We start from the raw sequence: 18114 nt of genomic DNA on the forward strand, positions 1-18114 counted from the left end.
TGCGTCACGGTCCGTCGAACGTGCATCACCGTATCGATCCACCGGAAGCCTGGTAAGGGGCCGGAAGGCGCACGCAGGCCGGCGCATGGCCGTCGCCTCACGGTGCCTCCAGCAGATCACCGGCTCCGGGCAGCGGCTGATGCGGATCGTCGTACAAGAGTGCTATTCCATCGGCCCAGAACGCCTCCGTGAGCCCCTCGCGCACCTTCATCCGCAGTCCGTGCACCAGGTCGGGCAAAAAGGCCGCGCCGTCACCGTCGTCGACCGCCTTCTTGGCGCCCCGGTGGAACTCCCCGCACACGGCCTCGGGCCGGCTTCGCCAGCGGCGCCACAGGACCACCCCGAACCCGGCGTGCACGATCCGGCCCAGCGCGGCCGAGTCGTCCTCGTAGCGCTGGTCGCCGAGGCGGCACAGCACCGGGACCGTACGGGGTGCGAGGCCACGCAGTTCCGCCACGGGCGGCACCGGTTCGCGGACGCCGTCGTCGCAGTCCAGCACCTCGGCCTGCGCGTCACGGGCGTGCAGCCGGCTCCAGCGGTCCCGGCGCTCGTCGTCGTCCTCGTCCGGGTCCCCGCGCGTGCCGCCGGTCCCGAACTCGCCATCGCCGGGCAGCTGGTCGCGGTCCGAGCAGCGCACGACGACCGGACGCTGGGCGCCCAGGGGCGGCCCGTCCGGCCTCAGCCGCCATTCGTCCACGGCCAGTCCGAGCAACTGGTGCGGCAGGGCCGCGTGCAGGGCCACGGGCCGCTCGGACTCGTCGCAGCGCCGGAAGGCCTCCGCGAGGGGAGCCACGACGTACGACGCGAGGTCGTCCAGGGGCGCCCGCTCGGCCTCGTGCAGCCGCGTGACCTCGCCGTCGGCGCGGGCCACGGAGATCGACCAGTCGCAGCGGTCGGGTTCCCAGCCCCGCGGCAGCACCTCCAGCAGCACGGTCAGCCGGGGCCCGGGGTCGGTCGACCGCTCCTGCGGTGGCCGGCCGTGTGCCCCGCGCCGGGGAGCCTCGCCGGAGCCAGTATGCGTACGGGACCGGCGCTGCCCGAGATGGCGGGCGCGCTGCCGGGCGAGGCGGCTGCGGTAGCCGGGGTCGAGCCCTGTCGAGGCCTGCTTCACCCAGTCCCACAGGGCCTGTTCGGCGGCGAGGTTGCTGGGCGTGGCGAGACGCGGGAAGGCCATGACGAGCATCGCGTAGTCGAGTACGAGTTTCAGCGCGCCGTCACGCTGTGCGTTCTCGTAGAGCACGCCCAGGCCGTCCCGCCAGCCGCGCGGCGCCGGCATCACGGACGGGACCTGGAAGTTGGGCAGGGAGTCGAGGAGGTCCAGCAGGTCGCGGGTGGTGTCGGGCGGCGGCAGTTCGGCGAGCCGGCCGAGCAACTCCCCGCGCCTGTCCGGGTCGAGCGTCCGGCCGGGCCGGGCACCGAGCTCGCCCTGGACGTCGGCCCAGGTGGGGCGGCGGGAGTCGGAGGGCTGCTGCCGGTCGCGGTGGTAGCGGTCGTGGGCGTGGAAGACGGTCTGGTAGACGTCGTCGTGCTCAGTGCGTACGGCGCCCGGCGGGACCTGTAGCGTCCGCAGGCGCTCGATGCCGGTCGAGGTGCCGCCGTTGCCGTGGTCCGCGCGGGACTTGAGCACGCCGATGACCTCGCCGCGGACGGGGTCGATGACGGGGCCGCCGGAGACACCGTTCGGCAGGTCGTTCTGCCCGAGCCTCATCTGCACCCCAGACGACCAGCCACCGATGGTTCCCTGCACGGAGAGGAACCCGTCCAGGATCTGCAGCTGACCTCCGGTCACGGTCCAGCCCGCGTAGAACACGCGGCCCTCGCCGTACTGCGCGGTGGGCCGCTCGGAGACGTACACGCAGTCGTGGCCGACCGGTTCGCGCAGCCTGACCAGCGCGAGGTCGGGGGCGGGCCAGCTGGCGCCCAGGCGTCGCTCGAGGTGCTCGGGCAGGGTGGCGGCCACCTGCCCGGTCACAACGGAGGAACCCTCCTCCGGTCCGCTCTCGTACACGACGGCCACTTCTTCGCCCCCCTCCCCGTGTACCACGTGTGCGCAGGTCAGAACCCAGTTCGGGGCGATGAAGAATCCGCTGCCGAGGAAGGTGTCGGGTTCGTCGAGGGCATACCCGACACCTGTGCGATGAATGCGCACGGTGGCCGCGAGAACGAGTTCACGCAGAGCGTGGTGGGCGCCATCGAACCCACCCGATGCGCCCCCGTCGTACCGCTCACTCATACCCGCCCCCACCGACTGAGCCACGGGCGCCCCCCTGCAACGGGGCGCCGGTGAACGCGCCCGCGCGCGGAGGGTTGGCGGAGGTGGGTGAGGGAAGGGCGGGGGGTGTCGGATCGTGGGGGGCCGGGGCGCCGGGATTGCGGGTGTGGGGGAGCGGGGCGGCGCGCGCGGGGGCCTGGGGGGCCGGGGCGTCGGCTGTGCGGGCCGGTGGAAGCGGGGCGCGGTGCGCGGGATCCTGCAGAGCCGGGGCATCAGAAGTGCGGGCCGTCTGCGGGAGCGGTGCGCCGACCGCGAGATCCTGAGGGGCCGGGGCCAGGTCACCCCGCGGGGGATTGTGCGGGGCCGGAGCGTCGGCGGTGGGGCCCTGTGGGGCTGTGCTCCCCCGTGCCGGGCCACCGCCCCTGGAGACTTGCGGGGCTGCGCTCCCAGAGGCCGGCCCACCGCCCGTGGAGGCTTGCGGGGCCAAGCTGTCTGGTACCTGGCTGCCGCCCGTGTGGGCCTGTGGAGCAGTACCCCCCGACGCCGAGCCACCGCCCGTGGAGGCTTGCGGGGACGCGTTCCCCGGTGCCGGGCCACCGTCCGTCGAGCCCTGTGGAGCAGTACCCCCCGACGCCGACCCACCACCCGCCGAACCCTGCGAACCAGCACCCCCCGGCGCCGGGCCCTGCGTGTCCGGCGTTGTGGGGTCGGTCGGGCCGTTTTCGGTCCAGGTCAGGGTCACCGTGATCGCGGCCTTGGCCTCGCCGTCCGCGAGCAGACCCACGACCTTGCCTGCCTTCGCGGTCAGTTCGATCCCGAACTCGACGCTCACCTCGTCCGGCCGCACCGCGCGCAGCGGACCGGCCAGCGAACGCGCGACACCGGTGACCAGCGAGTGCAGGCTCTCCACGCTCGCCTCCACCCGGTCGGCGAACCCGGTGTCCGTGTACGACAACTCCCCCGACGGCACGGCCAGTTCCTCGGCACCGGATATCCGGGCCCACACCGGCGTACCGTCCGGCAGTTCGATCCGCGCTACCCGCGTCACTTCCCGCGCCATGGCGTTCCCCCGTTCCCCCGTTCCGCAGAGCCCCGCCGGACGGCGTGCCTCCACGCCCCATGCCCGTGCGGCTGCTCGTTCTTCCCCCACGGGACCGACTGACCTCTTCCTCCCACGGGGAAGGACTCCTTCCCCGGACCGGCGAACGCTACCCCTGCGGGCCGCTCCGCGCTCCCCGACGTACGCCGTGGGCGGCCTAGGCTGGTACGGAGTCATCAGACACGCAACGTCATCAGAGACACGCGGCCACGCACACGCATCTACGCAGGAGAGCAGCCATGTACTTCACCGACCGCGGCATCGAGGAACTGGAGAAGCGGCGCGGCGAGGAGCAGATCACCTTCGAGTGGCTTGCCGAGCAGCTGCGTACGTTCGTCGATCTGAACCCGGACTTCGAGGTGCCGGTGGAGCGCCTGGCGACGTGGCTCGCGCGCCTGGACGACGAGGACGACGAGTAGGCCGACTTCGGCGACGCACGCCCCGTCAGTCCCGCGGCCGTACCACTTCGTACGCCAGCCCCACCGCCCCGTACGCCAGCAACAGCGCCCCCGCCGCGATCCAGCCGGCACTGCGTCGTCGTACGCCCCACACGGTGACCGGCACGCCTCCCGCCAGCTGTGCCAGTGCCAGCGCGCGGGCGCGGGGCTCGCCGGACCACGGCAGCCAGGGGCCGAGGGGGCCCCGCTCCACCGCGTCGAGTCCGGTGCGTACCGCCTCCCGCCACCCCGCTCCCTCGATCCGGCGCGCGTCGGCCTGGACGCGGGCGACCTCGCGGAGCCGGTCGGCGGGTTCGCCGGGGGTGAGGCCGGCCGGCAGGGTCACGCCCACGCGCGTGAGGACGGCGAGCAGTCCGCGCAGCCGGGCGCGCGCGTCGGCCTCGGAGTCGGGCTCCATCAGCGCGTGGAGTGACTGCACGTCGAGGACGGGATCGAGGCCCAGGCGCGCGGCGAAGGTGCGCATCGCCTCGCTCTCACCGGCCGGTGTTCCGTCGGTCAACCAGACGTAGCCGACGGGGCGCCGGAAGCCGGACGCGAGGGTGTACCCGGCGCGGTCGGCGTCCCACCACAGCGCCAGTACGGGCCAGGGCGCACCGCCGGCCAGTGCGGCGGCCCAGCCGGTCAGCACGCGGTCGACCGGTTCGCCGCCGTGCCGCCACGGCCTGCCCTCGGGGACGAGCACGCTCCACTCCTCGCCCGCGCGCGTGAGCAGCATCCGCTCGTGCAGCAGCGGGGCGGCGGGGGCGACGGACTCGGGCTCCGCCCGGCACAGCAGCAGCGCCCCCGAGGCGGAAGCACCCGGGGAACCGGCCTGGAACGCATCCCTCGACATGCTGACACGCTAGGCAATTCACCTACTTCGTGCCTGATATGAGTCGTTGGTGATCACGCGAACGAGCGTCTTGACATTGAGCAGCCACGATATATCGTGTTTCACGGAAGACGCGATATGGCGCGTCGCGTCCGTCGAGGAGGTCAGCACCATGTCCGAGTGGTCCGTCGCCGAGCCCAGGAAGCTCACCTTCGACGATCGCGTGAGCGAGCTGCACGTACGCATCGTCAACGGAACAGTCAACGTCGTGGGCACGGACGAAGGTTCCGCACGCCTGGAGGTCTCGGACATCGAGGGCCCACCCCTGATCGTCACCCACGAGGGCGGCACGCTCACCGTGGCGTACGAGGACCTTCCCTGGAAGGGCTTCCTCAAGTGGCTCGACCGCAAGGGCTGGCGGCGCAGCGCGGTCGTCTCCCTCGCGGTCCCGGCGGACACGCGCGTGGAGGTCGGCGTGGTCGGCGCCGGCGCGGTCGTCTCCGGCATGCGCGGCACGTCGGCGATCAAAGGCGTCACGGGCGACACGACACTCGTCGCCCTCTCCGGCCCGGTGCGCGCGGACACGGTGTCCGGAAACCTGGAGGCCCAGGCCGTCACCGGCGACCTGCGATTCAACTCCGTGTCCGGAGACCTGACCGTCGTGGAGGCCTCGGGCTCCTCCGTGCGCGCCGACTCGGTCAGCGGCTCCATGATCGTCGACCTCGATCCGGAGGGCCCGACCGACGTCAGACTGACCAGCGTCTCCGGCGAGATCGCGATCCGCCTGCCGCATCCGGCGGACGCCGAGGTCGAGGCGAACACAGCCAGCGGCACGATCTCCAACGCCTTCGACGGGCTCAGGGTGCATGGCCAGTGGGGCGCGCACAAGGTCACCGGCCGGCTCGGCGCGGGCACCGGAAAGCTCAGGGCCACGACGGTGTCCGGTTCGATCGCCCTGCTGCGCCGCCCACCGAGGGAGGACGAGGACGAGGCCTGGGACGGCCCGGGACCGGACGCCTCGACCGGAGCCTCGACAGAAGCAGGGACCGGAACGGGGACCGCAACAGTGGCCGGCTCGGTGGAGAATTCCGTCTCCGGCGGGGTGGCCGACGCGACCAGCGCCCTGGCCGACGGTACGACCGACAAGAAGGTGCTCTGACATGCCTCCCGTCTTCGCCCACGGCCGCCTCCGCCTTTACCTGCTCAAGCTGCTCGACGAGGCCCCGCGCCACGGCTACGAGGTGATCAGGCTCCTCGAAGAGCGCTTCCAGGGGCTGTACGCACCATCTGCGGGCACGGTCTACCCCCGCCTGGCCAAGCTGGAGGCCGAAGGCCTGGTCACGCACACCACCGAGGGCGGCCGCAAGGTGTACGCGATCACGGACGCGGGCCGCGCTGAACTCGCCGACCGCAGCGGTGAACTGGCCGATCTGGAGCTGGAGATCCGCGAGTCGGTCGCCGAACTCGCCGCCGAGATCCGAGCCGACGTGCGCGGCGCCGCCGGCGATCTGCGGCGCGAGATACGGGCGGCCGCGACCGAGGCCCGGCGCGGCGCCAGGACGGGCGCCGGGGATCACGGACCCTTCGGGGAGCAGGGCAATCTGGGCGACCTCGGCGACAAGGAGGCCTGGCGCGCGGCCAAGGAGGAGATGCGGCGCGTCAAGCAGGAGTGGAAGGAACAGGCCAGGCGCGCGAAGGACGAGAGCCGCCGGGCCCGTGAGGAGGCCCAGCGGGCCCGCAACCAGGCCCAGGAGGCACAGGCGCGGGCCCGGGCCCAGGCCCAGGAGGAGATGCAGCGCGTCGCGCGCCGGGTCCAGGAGCATGTGCAGGACCACTTCGCGCGGGGCGACTGGCCCACGGGGGTGCGCGAGGGACTGACCGAACTGGCCAAGGAGTTCGGCGAGTTTGGGAAGGACTACGGAAAGGAGTTCGGCAAGGACTTCGGCTTCGGCCGCACCGGGACGGACAAGGGGCCGACGGACTCCGAGCCCGGTGCCGGCAAGTCGGGCCCGGGCCCCGATTTCTCGAAGACACCGGAGGACTTCCCGGCGGACTACGAACCGTCCTGGGCCCACGAGGACACCACCGGCGACCCGACCCGCGACCTCGACCGCCTCCTGGACCGTTTCCGCGACGACGTCCGCGACGCGGCGCGCGACCACGGCGTCACGGCAGATCAACTCCGCGACGCCCGCCGCCACCTGTCGACGGCGGCGGCTCACATCGGGGCGATACTCCGCACCCCGAAGTCCTGATCCACCCCTACGGCGGGCGCCGGCACGGGACCGGGGCGCCTGGCCTCCCGCCTCGCCGTCAGCCCGCCTGCGCCTCTCCCCCTCCGTACAGCACCCGCGTCAGCGACTCGTACGTCACCCCATGGTCGGCCAGGACTTCCGCCGGGACGCCGGGGAGGACGGTGAGGGCGAGGAGGAGGTGTTCGTCGCCGATGCTGGGGGTCCCCCCGCGCGAGCGGATTCGAGCGTGGGGGAGGTTGCGATGGGCGACGGCGAGGCGCAGGGACCGTTCGAGGACGTGCTTGGCGCCCCGGCTGAAGGAACGGCGGCCGGACCACGAGCCCTGGTCGGTGCGCTCACCCGACATCGCCCCGACGCCGTGCGCCTCCTCGACCCGCTGGACGATCTCCGTGACGTCGATCCCCAGCCCGGCGAGGGCATCGGTATCGGCCCGGGACAGCCCGCCCCGCCGCCGTGCCGCGTCCACCGCCTCCCGCACGGACTCCTTGCGGTCCGCGAGCCCGAGCGCGGCCAGCGCGAAGGAGGCACGGCTAGCCTCGCGGTCCAGCAGGGCGAGCAGCAGATGCTCGGCGTCCACGGTCCGCGACCCCGCACGTTCAGCACCCGCGACCGCACCCCGTACGACGTCACGGGCGTGCTTCGTGAACCGTTCGAACATCATTGCCTCCCGTACTTCTTGTGCACGGCCTGTCTGCTGACGCCGAGTTCGGCGGCGATCTCCTGCCACGACCAGCCCTGATTGCGCGCACTGCGCACCTGCACCGCCTCCAGCTGCTCCAGCAGCCTGCGCAGCGCGGACACGGCCCGCAGTCCGACCCGCGGATCGCGGTCACCGGCTCGCTCGGCGAGATCCGTTGCTTCGGTCATGATGTCAACTTACATTGACACACCCTCGACTGTCAACCGCGGTTGACATGTATCAATGGCCGGCCCGAAGCCGGACCGGCCATGGAAGGAGGACCCGACGGACTCAGCCCTTGGTGAGCACGACCTTCCCGAAGTGGTCGCCGGATTCGAGCCGTTCGAAGCCCTCGCGGGCCCGGTCGAGCGGCAGCACCTCGTCGATGACGGGCCGTACGCCCGTGGCGGCGCAGAAGGCGAGCAGGTCCTCCAGTTCTTCCTTGGTGCCCATGGTCGAGCCGACGACCTTCAACTCCAGGAAGAAGATCCGGGTCAGCTCGGCGTGCGAGGGCCGGTCACCGCTCGTGGCACCGGAGATGACGACCGTGCCGCCGGGACGCAAGGACTTCACGGAGTGGGACCAGGTCGCGGCGCCGACGGTCTCGATGACGGCGTCCACGCGCTGCGGCAGCCGCGCGCCCGTCTCCACCGCCTCGACGGCACCGAGTTCCACGGCCCGCTTCCGCTTGGCCTCGTCGCGGCTGGTGGCGAAGACCCGCAGCCCGGCCGCCTTGCCCAGCACGATCGCGGCCGTGGCGACACCGCCGCCGGCGCCCTGCACGAGGATCGAGTCGCCGGGCCGTACCCCGGCGTTGGTGAAGAGCATCCGGTACGCCGTCAGCCAGGCCGTGGGCAGACAGGCGGCCTCCTCGAAGGAGAGCTCCTTGGGCTTGGGCAGGATGTTCCAGGTCGGCACGGCGACCTGCTCGGCGAAGGTGCCCTGATAGCGCTCGGTGAGGATCGAGCGCGGTTCCTTGGGGCCGACGCCGTGGCCGGTCTGGCCGATGACGGAGTGCAGGACGACCTCGTTGCCGTCCTCGTCGACCCCGGCGGCGTCGCAGCCGAGGATCATCGGGAGTTTGTCCTCGGCGAGGCCCACCCCGCGCAGGGACCAGAGGTCGTGGTGGTTGAGGGAGGCGGCCCTGACGTCGACGGTGCTCCAGCCGGGCCGGGCCTCTGGGGCCGGGCGCTCCCCCAACTCGAGGCCGGAGAGCGGCTGGTCGCGGTCGATTCGGGAGGCGTAGACAGCGAACATGACCATGACGATAGGTTCCCGTCCCGCCCGACGGAACCGCACGCCGCTGTGACACGCGTCCTCTTGATGTTCGGGCCAACCATCCACCCCGTCCGGCGTTCGAGGACGAGGCCGTTCAGGCCGAAGCGGGGGGCCGGGGGGCGGCACCCCCGGGGGACGGTGACCTGAGGTCACCCGATCGGGCGGGCCGGTGGGCAAGGGAATGGCCCCGCCCTATCGGACGGGGCCACACGACGCAACGTCAGCGACGAGCCACGCCCTCGGCCCGAGCAGCCGCGGCAACCGCCGCAGTCACCGCCGGAGCAACCCGCTCATCGAACGGCGACGGAATGACATAGTCAGCGGCAAGATCGTCGCCGACGACCGCGGCCAGCGCTTCGGCCGCCGCCAGCTTCATCCCCTCCGTGATCCGGGAGGCCCGCACCTGAAGCGCCCCCGCGAAGATCCCGGGGAACGCCAGCACGTTGTTGATCTGGTTCGGGAAGTCCGAGCGCCCGGTGGCGACGACGGCCGCGTACTTGTGCGCGACGTCGGGGTGCACCTCGGGGTCCGGGTTGGCCATCGCGAACACGAAGGCGCCCTCGGCCATCGAGGCCACCGCCGCCTCCGGGACCGTACCGCCGGAGACACCGATGAAGACGTCGGCGCCCGCCAGGGCGTCCTCCAGCGACCCGCTGAGGCCGGCCTTGTTCGTGAACCCCGCGACCTCGCGCTTGACCGGCGTCAGGTCCTCCCGGTCGGACGACACGACGCCCTTGCGGTCGGCGACGGCGACGTCCCCGATACCGGCCTCGATCAGCATCTTGGCGATGGCGACACCGGCCGCGCCGGCGCCCGAGATGACGGCCCGCAGGCTGCCGATCTCCCGCCGGCTCAGCCGCGCCGCGTTCCGCAGGGCCGCCAGCGTCACGACGGCCGTACCGTGCTGGTCGTCGTGGAAGACCGGGATGTCCAGCCGCTCCTGGAGCTTGCGCTCGATCTCGAAGCAGCGCGGCGCAGAGATGTCCTCCAGGTTGACTCCGCCGAAGGAGGGAGCGAGCCGGACGACGGTCTCCACGATCTCGTCGACGTCCGTGCAGGCGAGCGCGATCGGCACCGCGTCCACGCCGCCGAACTGCTTGAACAGGATCGCCTTCCCCTCCATCACCGGAAGGGAGGCCTCGGGGCCGATGTCCCCGAGGCCGAGGACGGCCGTACCGTCGGTCACGACGGCGACCACGGACGACTTCCACGTGTAGTCGTTGACGAGCTCCGGCTGCTCCGCGATCGCGGAGCACACGCGCGCGACGCCGGGCGTGTACGCGAGGGACAGGTCGTCCTTGTCACGGACGGGCACGGTGGCCTGCACGGCCATCTTGCCGCCGCGGTGCAGCGCGAACGCCGGATCGAAGGAATCGAGGGGCTCGGCCCCGCCGTCCTGCTCCGTACCGCTGTCGCTGCGAGGATTGAAAATCTCCGCTGCCACTTGGTTTTACCCCTTAAGTGTTCATGGTGTGAGGGTGGACCACTCCAGGTGAAGAGTGGGCGGGACCGCATACGACCCGATTGACCGTTACGTACGGGTACGTACGCGACGGGCGCGCCGCACACGCGCCCTGAGCCCCGGATGAGGGGTGCAAAGAACCTTCTTACCGGACGGACGGCTCCGACGACGAGTCCAGTAGGCCAAGGTCACATCGCGGCGCCCGAAGGTCACGACCTGATGACGTCGTGAACCCCCTGCACGGGGCAAACATTCCGGCAAGGGCCGACCACGTGGTGAGATGCGCCGAAGATATTCCGGCCAGGACCAGGGATTCCCGCAGACGGTCCGGCTCGGTGTACCGACCTGATGCGGTTCGGGGGTCACCCGTTATCCGATTTTGACATAGCGAGTCCCCTGAATGGCGCAGCCCGAATGGCAAGATGCCGTAAACCCACGAGGTCGCGACACCCGAAGGTGTGTGTTCTCGTCGACCCATCGGTATCTCCACCCATCCGCCGGAGGAACCCACGATGACCGCAAGCTCCACCCGTCGTACGACCGCCGCGCACTCCCGGCTAGCAGCGGTCGGTGCGATCGCGGTCGCAGGCGCGCTGATTCTCACCGGCTGCGGTGACCAGACCAAGAACAAGGACAAGAACTCCGGCAACGCGTCCACGAGCTCCGCCCCGCTGGCCGACAAGCTCCCCCAGTCGATCCGCGACAAGGGTGTGATCAAGGTCGGTTCGGACATCGCCTACGCCCCGGTGGAATTCAAGGACTCCTCCGGCAAGGTCGTCGGCCTGGACCCGGACCTCGCGGACGCCCTGGGCAAGCAGCTCGGCGTGAAGTTCGAGTTCGAGAACGGCACCTTCGACGCCCTGCTCACCGGTCTGCGCTCCAACCGGTACGACATCGCGATGTCGGCGATGACCGACAACAAGAACCGCCAGGAGGGTGTCGACCCGGACACGGGCAAGAAGGTCGGCGAGGGCGTCGACTTCGTCGACTACCTGACCGCCGGTGTCTCGATCTACACCCGCAAGGGCGACACCCAGGGCATCACCTCCTGGGCCGACCTGTGCGGCAAGAAGATCGCCGTCGAGCGTGGCACGGTCTCCAACGACCTGGCCAAGGCCGAGGCCAAGAAGTGTCCGGCCGGCAAGAAGCTCACCATCGAGGCCTTCGACGACGACCAGCAGTCCCAGACCCGGCTGCGCTCCGGTGGCGCGGACGCCGCGTCCTCCGACTTCCCGGTCGCCGCGTACGCGGTCAAGACCTCCGGCGGCGGCAAGGACTTCCAGCTCGTCGGCGACCAGGTCGAGGCGGCGCCGTACGGCATCGCCGTCGCCAAGAGCAACACCCAGCTGCGCGACGCGCTGCAGGCCGCCATGAACGCGGTCATCAAGAGCGGCGACTACGACAAGATCCTCACGAAGTGGGGCGCCGAGGACGGTGCCGTCAAGGAGTCCGCGATCAACGGCGGCAAGTGATCCGCCCGTCGTAGCGGCCACCGAGAGGCAACACCCGTGACTGACATCGAGAAGACGGCGGGACCGAAGGACACGCCCCCGGCCGGAGCGGAGGCCATCAAGGCCGTCCCGGTCCGGCACTACGGGCGCTACGTCACCGCCGTCATCGCGATCGCGCTGCTCGTCGCGATCATCTACGCGTTCGGCCAGGGCAAGATCAACTGGAACGCGGTACCCGAGTACTTCTTCGACGACCGGATCCTGACCGGCGTCAGCAAGACCCTCCTGCTGACCGTCCTGTCCATGGTCATCGGCATCGTGGGCGGCATCGTCCTCGCGGTGATGCGGCTGTCGAAGAACCCGGTGACCTCGTCGATCGCGTGGTTCTACATCTGGTTCTTCCGCGGTACCCCGGTCCTGGTCCAGCTGTTCCTGTGGTTCAACCTGGGCCTGGTCTTCGAGTACATCAACCTCGGTCCGATCTACAAGAACTACTGGTCGGACTTCATGACGCCGCTGCTGACGGCGCTGCTCGGCCTGGGCCTGAACGAGGCCGCGTACATGGCGGAGATCTGCCGCGCCGGCCTGCTCGCGGTCGACGAGGGCCAGACCGAGGCCTCGCACGCGCTGGGCATGAGCCACGGCAAGACGCTGCGGCGGATCGTCATCCCGCAGGCGATGCGAGTGATCGTGCCGCCGACGGGCAACGAAGTCATCAACATGCTGAAGACGACCTCGCTCGTTGCGGCCGTCCAGTATCCGGAACTCTTCCGGTACGCCCAGGACATCGGCCAGAACTCCGGCGCCCCGGTGGAGATGTACTTCCTCGCCGCGGCCTGGTACCTGATCATGACCTCGGTGCTCAGCGTCGGCCAGTACTACATCGAGCGGTACTACGCCCGCGGCTCCAGCCGCAGCCTGCCGCCCACTCCGTGGCAGAAGGTCAGGGCGCATCTCACGACCTTCTCGAGCAGGAAGGTCACGGCATGACCGACAAGCAGAGCAAGACGGACTCCGTGCCCGAGCAGTCGTCCGTCCTGATGGTCAAGGCCGAGGGCGTCCACAAGTCCTTCGGTGCCGTCGAGGTCCTCAAGGGCATCGACCTGGAGGTGAAGCCGGGCGAGGTGTTCTGCCTCATCGGCCCCTCCGGCTCCGGCAAGTCGACCTTCCTGCGGTGCATCAACCACCTGGAGAAGATCAACGCCGGGCGGCTGTACGTCGACGGCGAGCTGGTCGGCTACCGCCAGAAGGGCGACAAGCTGTACGAGCTGAAGGACAGCGAGGTCGCGCTCAAGCGGCGGGACATCGGCATGGTGTTCCAGCGCTTCAACCTGTTCCCGCACATGACGGCCCTGGAGAACGTCATCGAGGCGCCGGTGCAGGTGAAAGGGCTGAACAAGGGCCAGGCGCGGGAGCGTGCGAGGCAGCTCCTGGAGCGCGTGGGCCTGGCCGACCGGGCGGGGTACTACCCCTCGCAGCTCTCCGGCGGCCAGCAGCAGCGGGTGGCGATCGCCCGTGCGCTGGCGATGGACCCGAAGCTGATGCTGTTCGACGAGCCGACCTCGGCCCTCGACCCGGAACTGGTCGGTGACGTCCTCGACGTCATGCGCGACCTGGCCGAGTCGGGTATGACGATGGTGGTCGTCACCCACGAGATGGGCTTCGCCCGCGAGGTGGGCGACAGCCTGGTCTTCATGGACGGCGGTGTGGTGGTCGAATCCGGCCACCCGCGCGACGTCCTGACGAACCCCCAGCACGAGCGGACGCAGTCGTTCCTGTCCAAGGTGCTGTAGGACGACGCGGGAGACCGCGGAAAGGGGCGGTACGGGATCCTCGTACCGCCCCTTTCGCGTGGTCCGCTACGGTCGCAGTTCCGGCTTCAGCGCCAGTTCACGCAGCTGCGCCCGGGTCAGCGGGAACGTCTTCAGCAGCGGCCCCTGGGAGCCCTTGCCGAGGAAGCCCGTCGAGTCCCGGATGGACAGCAGGGTGCCGTCCTTCAGCCGCAGGCTGGCGTTCAGTTCGGTTCCGTTGTACGTCGGCTGGGTGGCCTTGATGCCGGCCCACTGAATGATGCTCAGGAGCGCGCCGCCGGGCACCTTCTCGCTGGTGCACTTGATCATCTCGAGCGGCTGGTGCTTCGGCGCGCAGGGATCCTCCCCCACCCCCTTGGCCTTGACCGCCTTCGCGGTCATCACACGGACCGTGATGTAACCGGTGCCCCCGTCCCGGGTGACCGCGTAGTCCCCGTCGTACGGGCCCACGTCCTTCGGCAGCGGCGCATTCGGTACGCCCTTGATGAGCCGCAGCAGCGACACCTCGCGGACCTTGCCCACATCGCCCGGCAGCAGCTTCCGGAAGCCGGCGGCACCGCCGCCGAACTCCCCGGCCGTCGGCGACGCGGCCACACTCTCGCCCCGCCCGCCCGGCAGCACCCCGGACCCGACGACGACACCGCCCGCGACCACCGCAGCGACGACACCGGTCACCGCCGCGCGCCGCCGCCACCGCAGCCGGGCCGCCCGCGCGAACACCTCCTCGCCGCCCCGGCTCGCCGGCACCGGCACGGCGCCGGCCGCCTTCCACAGCAGCTCCCGTACCACTTCGCTCTCGCTCATACGTATTCCTCCCGCACCGCGGCCCTCAGTGCCGCGAGTCCCCTGGCCGTGTGGCTCTTGACCGTGCTCTCCCGCATGCCGAGCAACTCGGCGGTGGCGGCCACGCTCAGGTCGTCCCAGAAGCGCAGCACCAGCACCGCCCGTTGCTTGGGCGTGAGTTGTGCGAGAGCGGCCCGCACCATCAGCCCGGTGTCGCTGTCGATCAGCTGTCCCGGCACGTCCGGCAGATCGCCGTACGCCTGCTCCCGCCGCCAGAATCTGCGGCGGGCCGAGATGAAGGTGTTGACCAGCGTCTTGCGCGCATAGGCCTCGAGGTTCTCCAGCCGCCCGTGCCTGCGTGCGCCGAGGACGACCTTCACCAGCGTCGTCTGGACGAGGTCCTCCGCCTCGTCGCGGTTGCCGCACAGCAGATAGGCGCTGCGGAACAGCGCCGTTCGTCTGCCCTCGACGAAGGCGTGCAGAGCCGCTTCCGCGCCCCGCGTCATCCCACGCCCCCCTCTCCCTGGCTTCGCGGTCCACCGGATGTACGGACCGTCCCACCCGTACCAGTGCGGTGGGACACCCCCCAGGACGCAGTCGAGGCGGTACGGATTTCCCGTACCGCCTCAACCGGTTGTCGCGGGGCCCTACTTGAGCGCGAGGAGCAGTGTGTCCGAGGGCGAGCACCACACGGGCCGGGCCTCGCCGAAGCCCTGCTCGCGCAGCACGCGCGCGTGCCAGGCGGCGGAGGGCATGTCGCCGTCGGCGTGCTCGCTGTAGATCTCGAAGCGGCGGGCGGTCGGCCCGGCGAGGACCGGGTCCTGGGCGGCGACCTGCCACCAGTCCGCCCAGTCCAGGGCGCCGTCCCGCTTGGCCTGATCCATACGGGCGTGCCGCTGGGCCCGCTCGGCGGCGTTGATCCGGGGCGTGGTGTCGTCGATCATGTGGTCCGCGTTCATGAAGACACCGCCGTCGCGGACCAGCCCCGCGACCTGACCGTAGAGGGCCGCGAGGGGTTCGCTGTGCAGCCAGTGCAGGGCCGTGGCGGTCAGGACGGCGTCGTACGAGTCGTACGGCAGCCGCGTCGCCCAGTCCGGGTCCTTGAGGTCGGCGGTGACGAAGGAGGCGCGCTCGTCACCCTCGAACGTGCCGCGCGCGATGGCGAGGAGGGCCGGGTCGAGGTCGACGCCGGTGCTCGTGGCGCCGGGGAACCGCCGCAGCAGCCGGGCGGTGATGCTGCCGGTGCCGCAGGCGAGGTCGAGGACGCGGGGTGCGGTGCCGACGAGGGCCTCGACCATGTCGAGCATGATTCGGAAGCGTTCCTCGCGGTCCGGCATGTACCACTCCTGCTGCCGGTCCCAGCTCTCCTGCCACGCCGCCCAGTCGGCGCCGGTCGTGGTCGTCTGTGCGTCCGTCATCGCAACCTCCACCGCGGACATCCCGTAATACCCTGGAAGTAACACCCAAGTAGCACGATCGTCTGTTACCCGACCGCATCCACGACCATAGAGCGCCCCCGTAAGGACTACAAGTGGAACTGGCCTATTACTCGGATTACGCCGTGCGCCTCGTCAACAGCGAGGAACCGCTCCGGGGCAAGGACACGCTCACGTCGGTCGACGCCGTTCGCGATCTGTTCGGCGTCAACCAGTCGGCGGCCCGCCGCGCCACGGACGCCGACGTCACGCGCTTCCGCTCGGTACGGGCCCGGCTGCGCGCGGTCTTCGAAGCCGCCGACAAGGGCGACGAGACCCTGGCGGTGGACCTGCTCAACTCACTCCTGCTGGAGTTCCCGGTGAGCCCGCAGATCTCCGGTCACGACCACCGGGACGACGACGGCCGCCCGCTGTGGCACATGCACCTGGCGGACCACCCGTCGAACGCCACCGCCGGCTACGCGGCGATCGCGGCGATGGGCCTGGCGTTCCACCTGACGGAGTACGGCGTGGACCGCCTCGGCCTGTGCGAGGCCGCGCCCTGCCGCAACGCCTACCTCGACACGTCCACGAACCGCTCCCGGCGCTACTGCTCCGATCGCTGCGCGACTCGCGCCAACGTGGCCGCCTACCGCGCCCGGAAGCGCCTGGAGGCCGACCGGTCGGAGAAGACGGGCCATGCCGCCGAAAGCACCCAGCGCACCAGCGCCAGCGGCGAACGCTGATCGGCCCGGCGCGGCCGGTACCGAAAGCGCACCCGGCCGAGCACCAGTTCCTCGGGGACGACCCCGTAATCGGTACTGTCCCCGCCCGCGTACGCGTTGTCCCCCAGCACCCACCAGCCGCCCTCGCGCAGCTCCACGGCACGCTTGACGACCAGCAGGTCCTGCTGGAACGGATGACGCAGGACGACGATGTCACCGGGCCTGATCATGGCCCCGTACTGCAGGACGAGCCGGTCCCCGTGATACAGCGTGGGCACCATGGACGGCCCCGTCACCTCGGCCAGTCCGAAGGGCAGGGCCGCCCTCCCCCGCTCGGTCTCCTGCGACAGCTCCGGCATCGCCGGCACCTCCCCGGTCCGTTCCTCCACCAGTCCCAGTCTGACCCCGGACTTTTGTCCTAAGCCCTAGGGGGCACTCGAGAAAACACGCCTTCCAGGGAGTAATGTCCCACCTGAGAAGACGATCACGAGGAAGGAATGCTCCATGCTTTCCCGCCTGTTTGCCCCCAAGGTCAAGGTCAGCGCACACTGCGACCTGCCCTGCGGTGTGTACGACCCTGCCCAGGCCCGCATCGAGGCGGAGTCGGTGAAGGCCGTCCAGGAAAAGATGGCCGGCAACGACGACCCGCACTTCCAGGCTCGCGCCACCGTCATCAAGGAGCAGCGCGCCGAGCTCGCGAAGCACCATGTCTCCGTGCTCTGGAGCGACTACTTCAAGCCCCCGCACTTCGAGAAGTACCCGGAGCTGCATCAACTGGTCAACGACACCCTGAAGGCCCTCTCGGCCGCCAAGGCGTCCACGGACCCGGCCACCGGTCAGAAGGCTCTGGACTACATCGCCCAGATCGACAAGATCTTCTGGGAGACCAAGAAGGCCTGATCTTGGATCATGCCCTCTGACCTGCAATTTCCTTGGTTGCAGCGTCTCCCTGTCCGCACCCGGTCCGCAGGCCGCCGAGAACGGCGTCCATGACGGTCCGGGTGCGGTCTTCTTCGCCCGGCCACAGGTGGGCGTAGATCCGCAGCGTGATGACGGCGGACGCATGGCCGAGGACCAGCTGGACCTGTTCGACGCTCGCTCCGCCGGCGATGAGGGCGGAGGCGAAGAAGTGGCGCAGGTCGTGGGTCACCATGTGGGGCAGCGCGACGGGCTTGCGGCCATCGCGGTCGGCCGCCTCGTTCTCCGCCGCCTGGAGCGTCCTGCGAGCACAGTTCCACTCCGTCTTCCAGCGGCGGTAGTTGAGAGGCTCGTCCTCCTCCATCGCGAACAGCCACTCCTTGGAGGGCGTGCGGCGAGGTGCGTGAGCAGCGCGTCGGTGACGACTTCGCCGACCGGGACGGTGCGCGGGGACTTGGCGGTCTTCGGCGTCCCGATCTTCCCGGACTGGAGGCGCTGGCGCTCGACGCGGATGGTGCCGGCCTTGAAGTCGACGTCCGACACCTTGAGGCCGAGCAACTCGCCTATTCGCAAGCCTGATCCGGCGAGCGTGACGATCGCCGCGCGGATGTACGGCGGCATCACGCGGGCCATCGCCTCGACCTCGACCACGGTCGGTGACGGCGGCGGCGTGTGCTGCGGACAGTTCCGTGCCACCAGGACGGACTCGTGGCCGACGCCTGTCGCGCGCGTCCTCCGGGCATCGGCTGATGATGGG

Annotated in this window: 19 protein-coding genes and 1 pseudogene; 8 read left to right on the top strand and 12 right to left on the bottom strand. The window is 70.6% G+C overall.

Going from position 1 to position 18114, the window contains the following annotated elements; all coding sequences use genetic code 11:
• Positions 1 to 97 precede the first annotated feature (97 nt).
• A complete protein-coding gene (locus tag ACFYXB_RS16525; RefSeq protein WP_389582500.1) occupies positions 98 to 2233 on the bottom strand; it encodes a trypsin-like peptidase domain-containing protein in 2136 nt (711 codons plus the stop codon).
• On the bottom strand, positions 2226 to 3272 hold the full coding sequence (locus ACFYXB_RS16530; protein WP_389582502.1) for a CU044_2847 family protein: 1047 nt from the start codon (positions 3270 to 3272) through the stop codon (positions 2226 to 2228). The genes ACFYXB_RS16525 and ACFYXB_RS16530 overlap by 8 nt, the downstream gene beginning before the upstream one ends.
• 278 nt (positions 3273 to 3550) lie before the next feature.
• On the opposite strand from ACFYXB_RS16530, the gene ACFYXB_RS16535 reads away from it, so the two are divergent.
• Entirely contained in the window at positions 3551 to 3730 is a 180-nt protein-coding gene (locus ACFYXB_RS16535; protein ID WP_351343587.1) for a DUF6104 family protein, read from the top strand.
• A gap of 25 nt (positions 3731 to 3755) precedes the next feature.
• Here ACFYXB_RS16535 and ACFYXB_RS16540 read toward each other — a convergent pair whose 3' ends face one another.
• The gene (locus ACFYXB_RS16540) at positions 3756 to 4601 is read right to left on the bottom strand and encodes a hypothetical protein (protein ID WP_389582505.1); all 846 of its coding nucleotides are present in this window, start codon (positions 4599 to 4601) and stop codon (positions 3756 to 3758) included.
• Between the two features lie 151 nt (positions 4602 to 4752).
• Between ACFYXB_RS16540 and ACFYXB_RS16545 the strand changes: the two genes are divergently transcribed.
• Positions 4753 to 5739: a DUF4097 domain-containing protein gene (locus ACFYXB_RS16545; protein ID WP_389582508.1), complete on the top strand. Its 987-nt coding sequence runs from the start codon at positions 4753 to 4755 to the stop codon at positions 5737 to 5739.
• A gap of 1 nt (position 5740) precedes the next feature.
• Complete coding sequence (locus ACFYXB_RS16550) at positions 5741 to 6835, top strand: helix-turn-helix transcriptional regulator (RefSeq protein ID WP_389582510.1); 1095 nt, start codon at positions 5741 to 5743, stop codon at positions 6833 to 6835.
• Positions 6836 to 6893: 58 nt separating this feature from the next.
• On the opposite strand, the gene ACFYXB_RS16555 is transcribed toward ACFYXB_RS16550, so the two are convergent.
• The 4 genes from ACFYXB_RS16555 to ACFYXB_RS16570 form a co-directional block, all read right to left on the bottom strand.
• Positions 6894 to 7493, bottom strand: a complete 600-nt coding sequence (locus tag ACFYXB_RS16555; protein ID WP_389582620.1) for a Clp protease N-terminal domain-containing protein — start codon at positions 7491 to 7493, stop codon at positions 6894 to 6896.
• The gene (locus tag ACFYXB_RS16560; RefSeq protein ID WP_121405930.1) at positions 7493 to 7702 is read right to left on the bottom strand and encodes a helix-turn-helix domain-containing protein; all 210 of its coding nucleotides are present in this window, start codon (positions 7700 to 7702) and stop codon (positions 7493 to 7495) included. The genes ACFYXB_RS16555 and ACFYXB_RS16560 overlap by 1 nt, the downstream gene beginning before the upstream one ends.
• Positions 7703 to 7805: 103 nt before the next feature.
• Positions 7806 to 8771, bottom strand: a complete 966-nt coding sequence (locus ACFYXB_RS16565) for a zinc-binding dehydrogenase (protein ID WP_389582513.1) — start codon at positions 8769 to 8771, stop codon at positions 7806 to 7808.
• A gap of 241 nt (positions 8772 to 9012) precedes the next feature.
• Positions 9013 to 10236 (bottom strand): NADP-dependent malic enzyme, encoded by a 1224-nt coding sequence (locus ACFYXB_RS16570; RefSeq protein ID WP_389582515.1) that lies wholly within the window; start codon positions 10234 to 10236, stop codon positions 9013 to 9015.
• A 530-nt stretch (positions 10237 to 10766) separates the two neighbouring features.
• Between ACFYXB_RS16570 and ACFYXB_RS16575 the strand changes: the two genes are divergently transcribed.
• From ACFYXB_RS16575 to ACFYXB_RS16585, 3 genes are read left to right on the top strand one after another with little or no spacing between them, the layout of a single operon-like run.
• The gene (locus ACFYXB_RS16575) at positions 10767 to 11726 is read left to right on the top strand and encodes an ABC transporter substrate-binding protein (RefSeq protein ID WP_389582517.1); all 960 of its coding nucleotides are present in this window, start codon (positions 10767 to 10769) and stop codon (positions 11724 to 11726) included.
• Positions 11727 to 11762: 36 nt separating this feature from the next.
• Positions 11763 to 12695, top strand: coding sequence for an amino acid ABC transporter permease (locus ACFYXB_RS16580; RefSeq protein WP_351343607.1), 933 nt, complete (start codon positions 11763 to 11765; stop codon positions 12693 to 12695).
• A gap of 50 nt (positions 12696 to 12745) precedes the next feature.
• Positions 12746 to 13498: an amino acid ABC transporter ATP-binding protein gene (locus tag ACFYXB_RS16585; protein ID WP_351344449.1), complete on the top strand. Its 753-nt coding sequence runs from the start codon at positions 12746 to 12748 to the stop codon at positions 13496 to 13498.
• Positions 13499 to 13564: 66 nt separating this feature from the next.
• On the opposite strand, the gene ACFYXB_RS16590 is transcribed toward ACFYXB_RS16585, so the two are convergent.
• The 3 genes from ACFYXB_RS16590 to ACFYXB_RS16600 all read right to left on the bottom strand — a co-directional run bounded on the left by ACFYXB_RS16590 (position 13565) and on the right by ACFYXB_RS16600 (position 15717).
• On the bottom strand, positions 13565 to 14320 hold the full coding sequence (locus ACFYXB_RS16590) for a hypothetical protein (protein WP_389582520.1): 756 nt from the start codon (positions 14318 to 14320) through the stop codon (positions 13565 to 13567).
• Positions 14317 to 14805: a sigma-70 family RNA polymerase sigma factor gene (locus tag ACFYXB_RS16595; RefSeq protein ID WP_351343613.1), complete on the bottom strand. Its 489-nt coding sequence runs from the start codon at positions 14803 to 14805 to the stop codon at positions 14317 to 14319. The genes ACFYXB_RS16590 and ACFYXB_RS16595 overlap by 4 nt, the downstream gene beginning before the upstream one ends.
• A gap of 141 nt (positions 14806 to 14946) precedes the next feature.
• Positions 14947 to 15717, bottom strand: a complete 771-nt coding sequence (locus ACFYXB_RS16600; protein WP_389582523.1) for a class I SAM-dependent methyltransferase — start codon at positions 15715 to 15717, stop codon at positions 14947 to 14949.
• A 113-nt stretch (positions 15718 to 15830) separates the two neighbouring features.
• Here ACFYXB_RS16600 and ACFYXB_RS16605 point away from each other — a divergent pair, with 113 nt between their 5' ends.
• A complete protein-coding gene (locus tag ACFYXB_RS16605; RefSeq protein ID WP_351343618.1) occupies positions 15831 to 16460 on the top strand; it encodes a CGNR zinc finger domain-containing protein in 630 nt (209 codons plus the stop codon).
• On the opposite strand, the gene sodX is transcribed toward ACFYXB_RS16605, so the two are convergent.
• Positions 16364 to 16798, bottom strand: coding sequence for a nickel-type superoxide dismutase maturation protease (gene sodX / locus ACFYXB_RS16610; RefSeq protein ID WP_351344452.1), 435 nt, complete (start codon positions 16796 to 16798; stop codon positions 16364 to 16366). The genes ACFYXB_RS16605 and sodX overlap by 97 nt on opposite strands.
• 145 nt (positions 16799 to 16943) lie before the next feature.
• On the opposite strand from sodX, the gene sodN reads away from it, so the two are divergent.
• A complete protein-coding gene (gene sodN, locus ACFYXB_RS16615) occupies positions 16944 to 17339 on the top strand; it encodes a superoxide dismutase, Ni (protein ID WP_004983535.1) in 396 nt (131 codons plus the stop codon).
• A 7-nt stretch (positions 17340 to 17346) separates the two neighbouring features.
• Here the strand turns inward: sodN and ACFYXB_RS16620 are convergent.
• Positions 17347 to 18017: pseudogene (locus tag ACFYXB_RS16620) on the bottom strand (site-specific integrase); the annotation flags it as partial.
• Positions 18018 to 18114: the final 97 nt, after the last annotated feature.

It is taken from the genome of Streptomyces sp. NPDC002619 (assembly GCF_042889305.1).
Classification (GTDB): Bacteria; Actinomycetota; Actinomycetes; order Streptomycetales; family Streptomycetaceae; genus Streptomyces.

Excerpts from the sequence above, each read along its gene's own strand:
- ACFYXB_RS16525 (WP_389582500.1), bottom strand. The coding sequence starts at position 2,233 with ATGAGTGAGCGGTACGACGGGGGCGCATCGGGTGGGTTCGATGGCGCC.
- ACFYXB_RS16530 (WP_389582502.1), bottom strand. The coding sequence starts at position 3,272 with ATGGCGCGGGAAGTGACGCGGGTAGCGCGGATCGAACTGCCGGACGGT.
- ACFYXB_RS16535 (WP_351343587.1), top strand. The coding sequence starts at position 3,551 with ATGTACTTCACCGACCGCGGCATCGAGGAACTGGAGAAGCGGCGCGGC.
- ACFYXB_RS16540 (WP_389582505.1), bottom strand. The coding sequence starts at position 4,601 with ATGTCGAGGGATGCGTTCCAGGCCGGTTCCCCGGGTGCTTCCGCCTCG.
- ACFYXB_RS16545 (WP_389582508.1), top strand. The coding sequence starts at position 4,753 with ATGTCCGAGTGGTCCGTCGCCGAGCCCAGGAAGCTCACCTTCGACGAT.
- ACFYXB_RS16550 (WP_389582510.1), top strand. The coding sequence starts at position 5,741 with ATGCCTCCCGTCTTCGCCCACGGCCGCCTCCGCCTTTACCTGCTCAAG.
- ACFYXB_RS16555 (WP_389582620.1), bottom strand. The coding sequence starts at position 7,493 with ATGTTCGAACGGTTCACGAAGCACGCCCGTGACGTCGTACGGGGTGCG.
- ACFYXB_RS16560 (WP_121405930.1), bottom strand. The coding sequence starts at position 7,702 with ATGACCGAAGCAACGGATCTCGCCGAGCGAGCCGGTGACCGCGATCCG.
- ACFYXB_RS16565 (WP_389582513.1), bottom strand. The coding sequence starts at position 8,771 with ATGTTCGCTGTCTACGCCTCCCGAATCGACCGCGACCAGCCGCTCTCC.
- ACFYXB_RS16575 (WP_389582517.1), top strand. The coding sequence starts at position 10,767 with ATGACCGCAAGCTCCACCCGTCGTACGACCGCCGCGCACTCCCGGCTA.
- ACFYXB_RS16585 (WP_351344449.1), top strand. The coding sequence starts at position 12,746 with ATGGTCAAGGCCGAGGGCGTCCACAAGTCCTTCGGTGCCGTCGAGGTC.
- ACFYXB_RS16590 (WP_389582520.1), bottom strand. The coding sequence starts at position 14,320 with ATGAGCGAGAGCGAAGTGGTACGGGAGCTGCTGTGGAAGGCGGCCGGC.
- ACFYXB_RS16595 (WP_351343613.1), bottom strand. The coding sequence starts at position 14,805 with ATGACGCGGGGCGCGGAAGCGGCTCTGCACGCCTTCGTCGAGGGCAGA.
- ACFYXB_RS16600 (WP_389582523.1), bottom strand. The coding sequence starts at position 15,717 with ATGACGGACGCACAGACGACCACGACCGGCGCCGACTGGGCGGCGTGG.
- sodX (WP_351344452.1), bottom strand. The coding sequence starts at position 16,798 with ATGCCGGAGCTGTCGCAGGAGACCGAGCGGGGGAGGGCGGCCCTGCCC.
- sodN (WP_004983535.1), top strand. The coding sequence starts at position 16,944 with ATGCTTTCCCGCCTGTTTGCCCCCAAGGTCAAGGTCAGCGCACACTGC.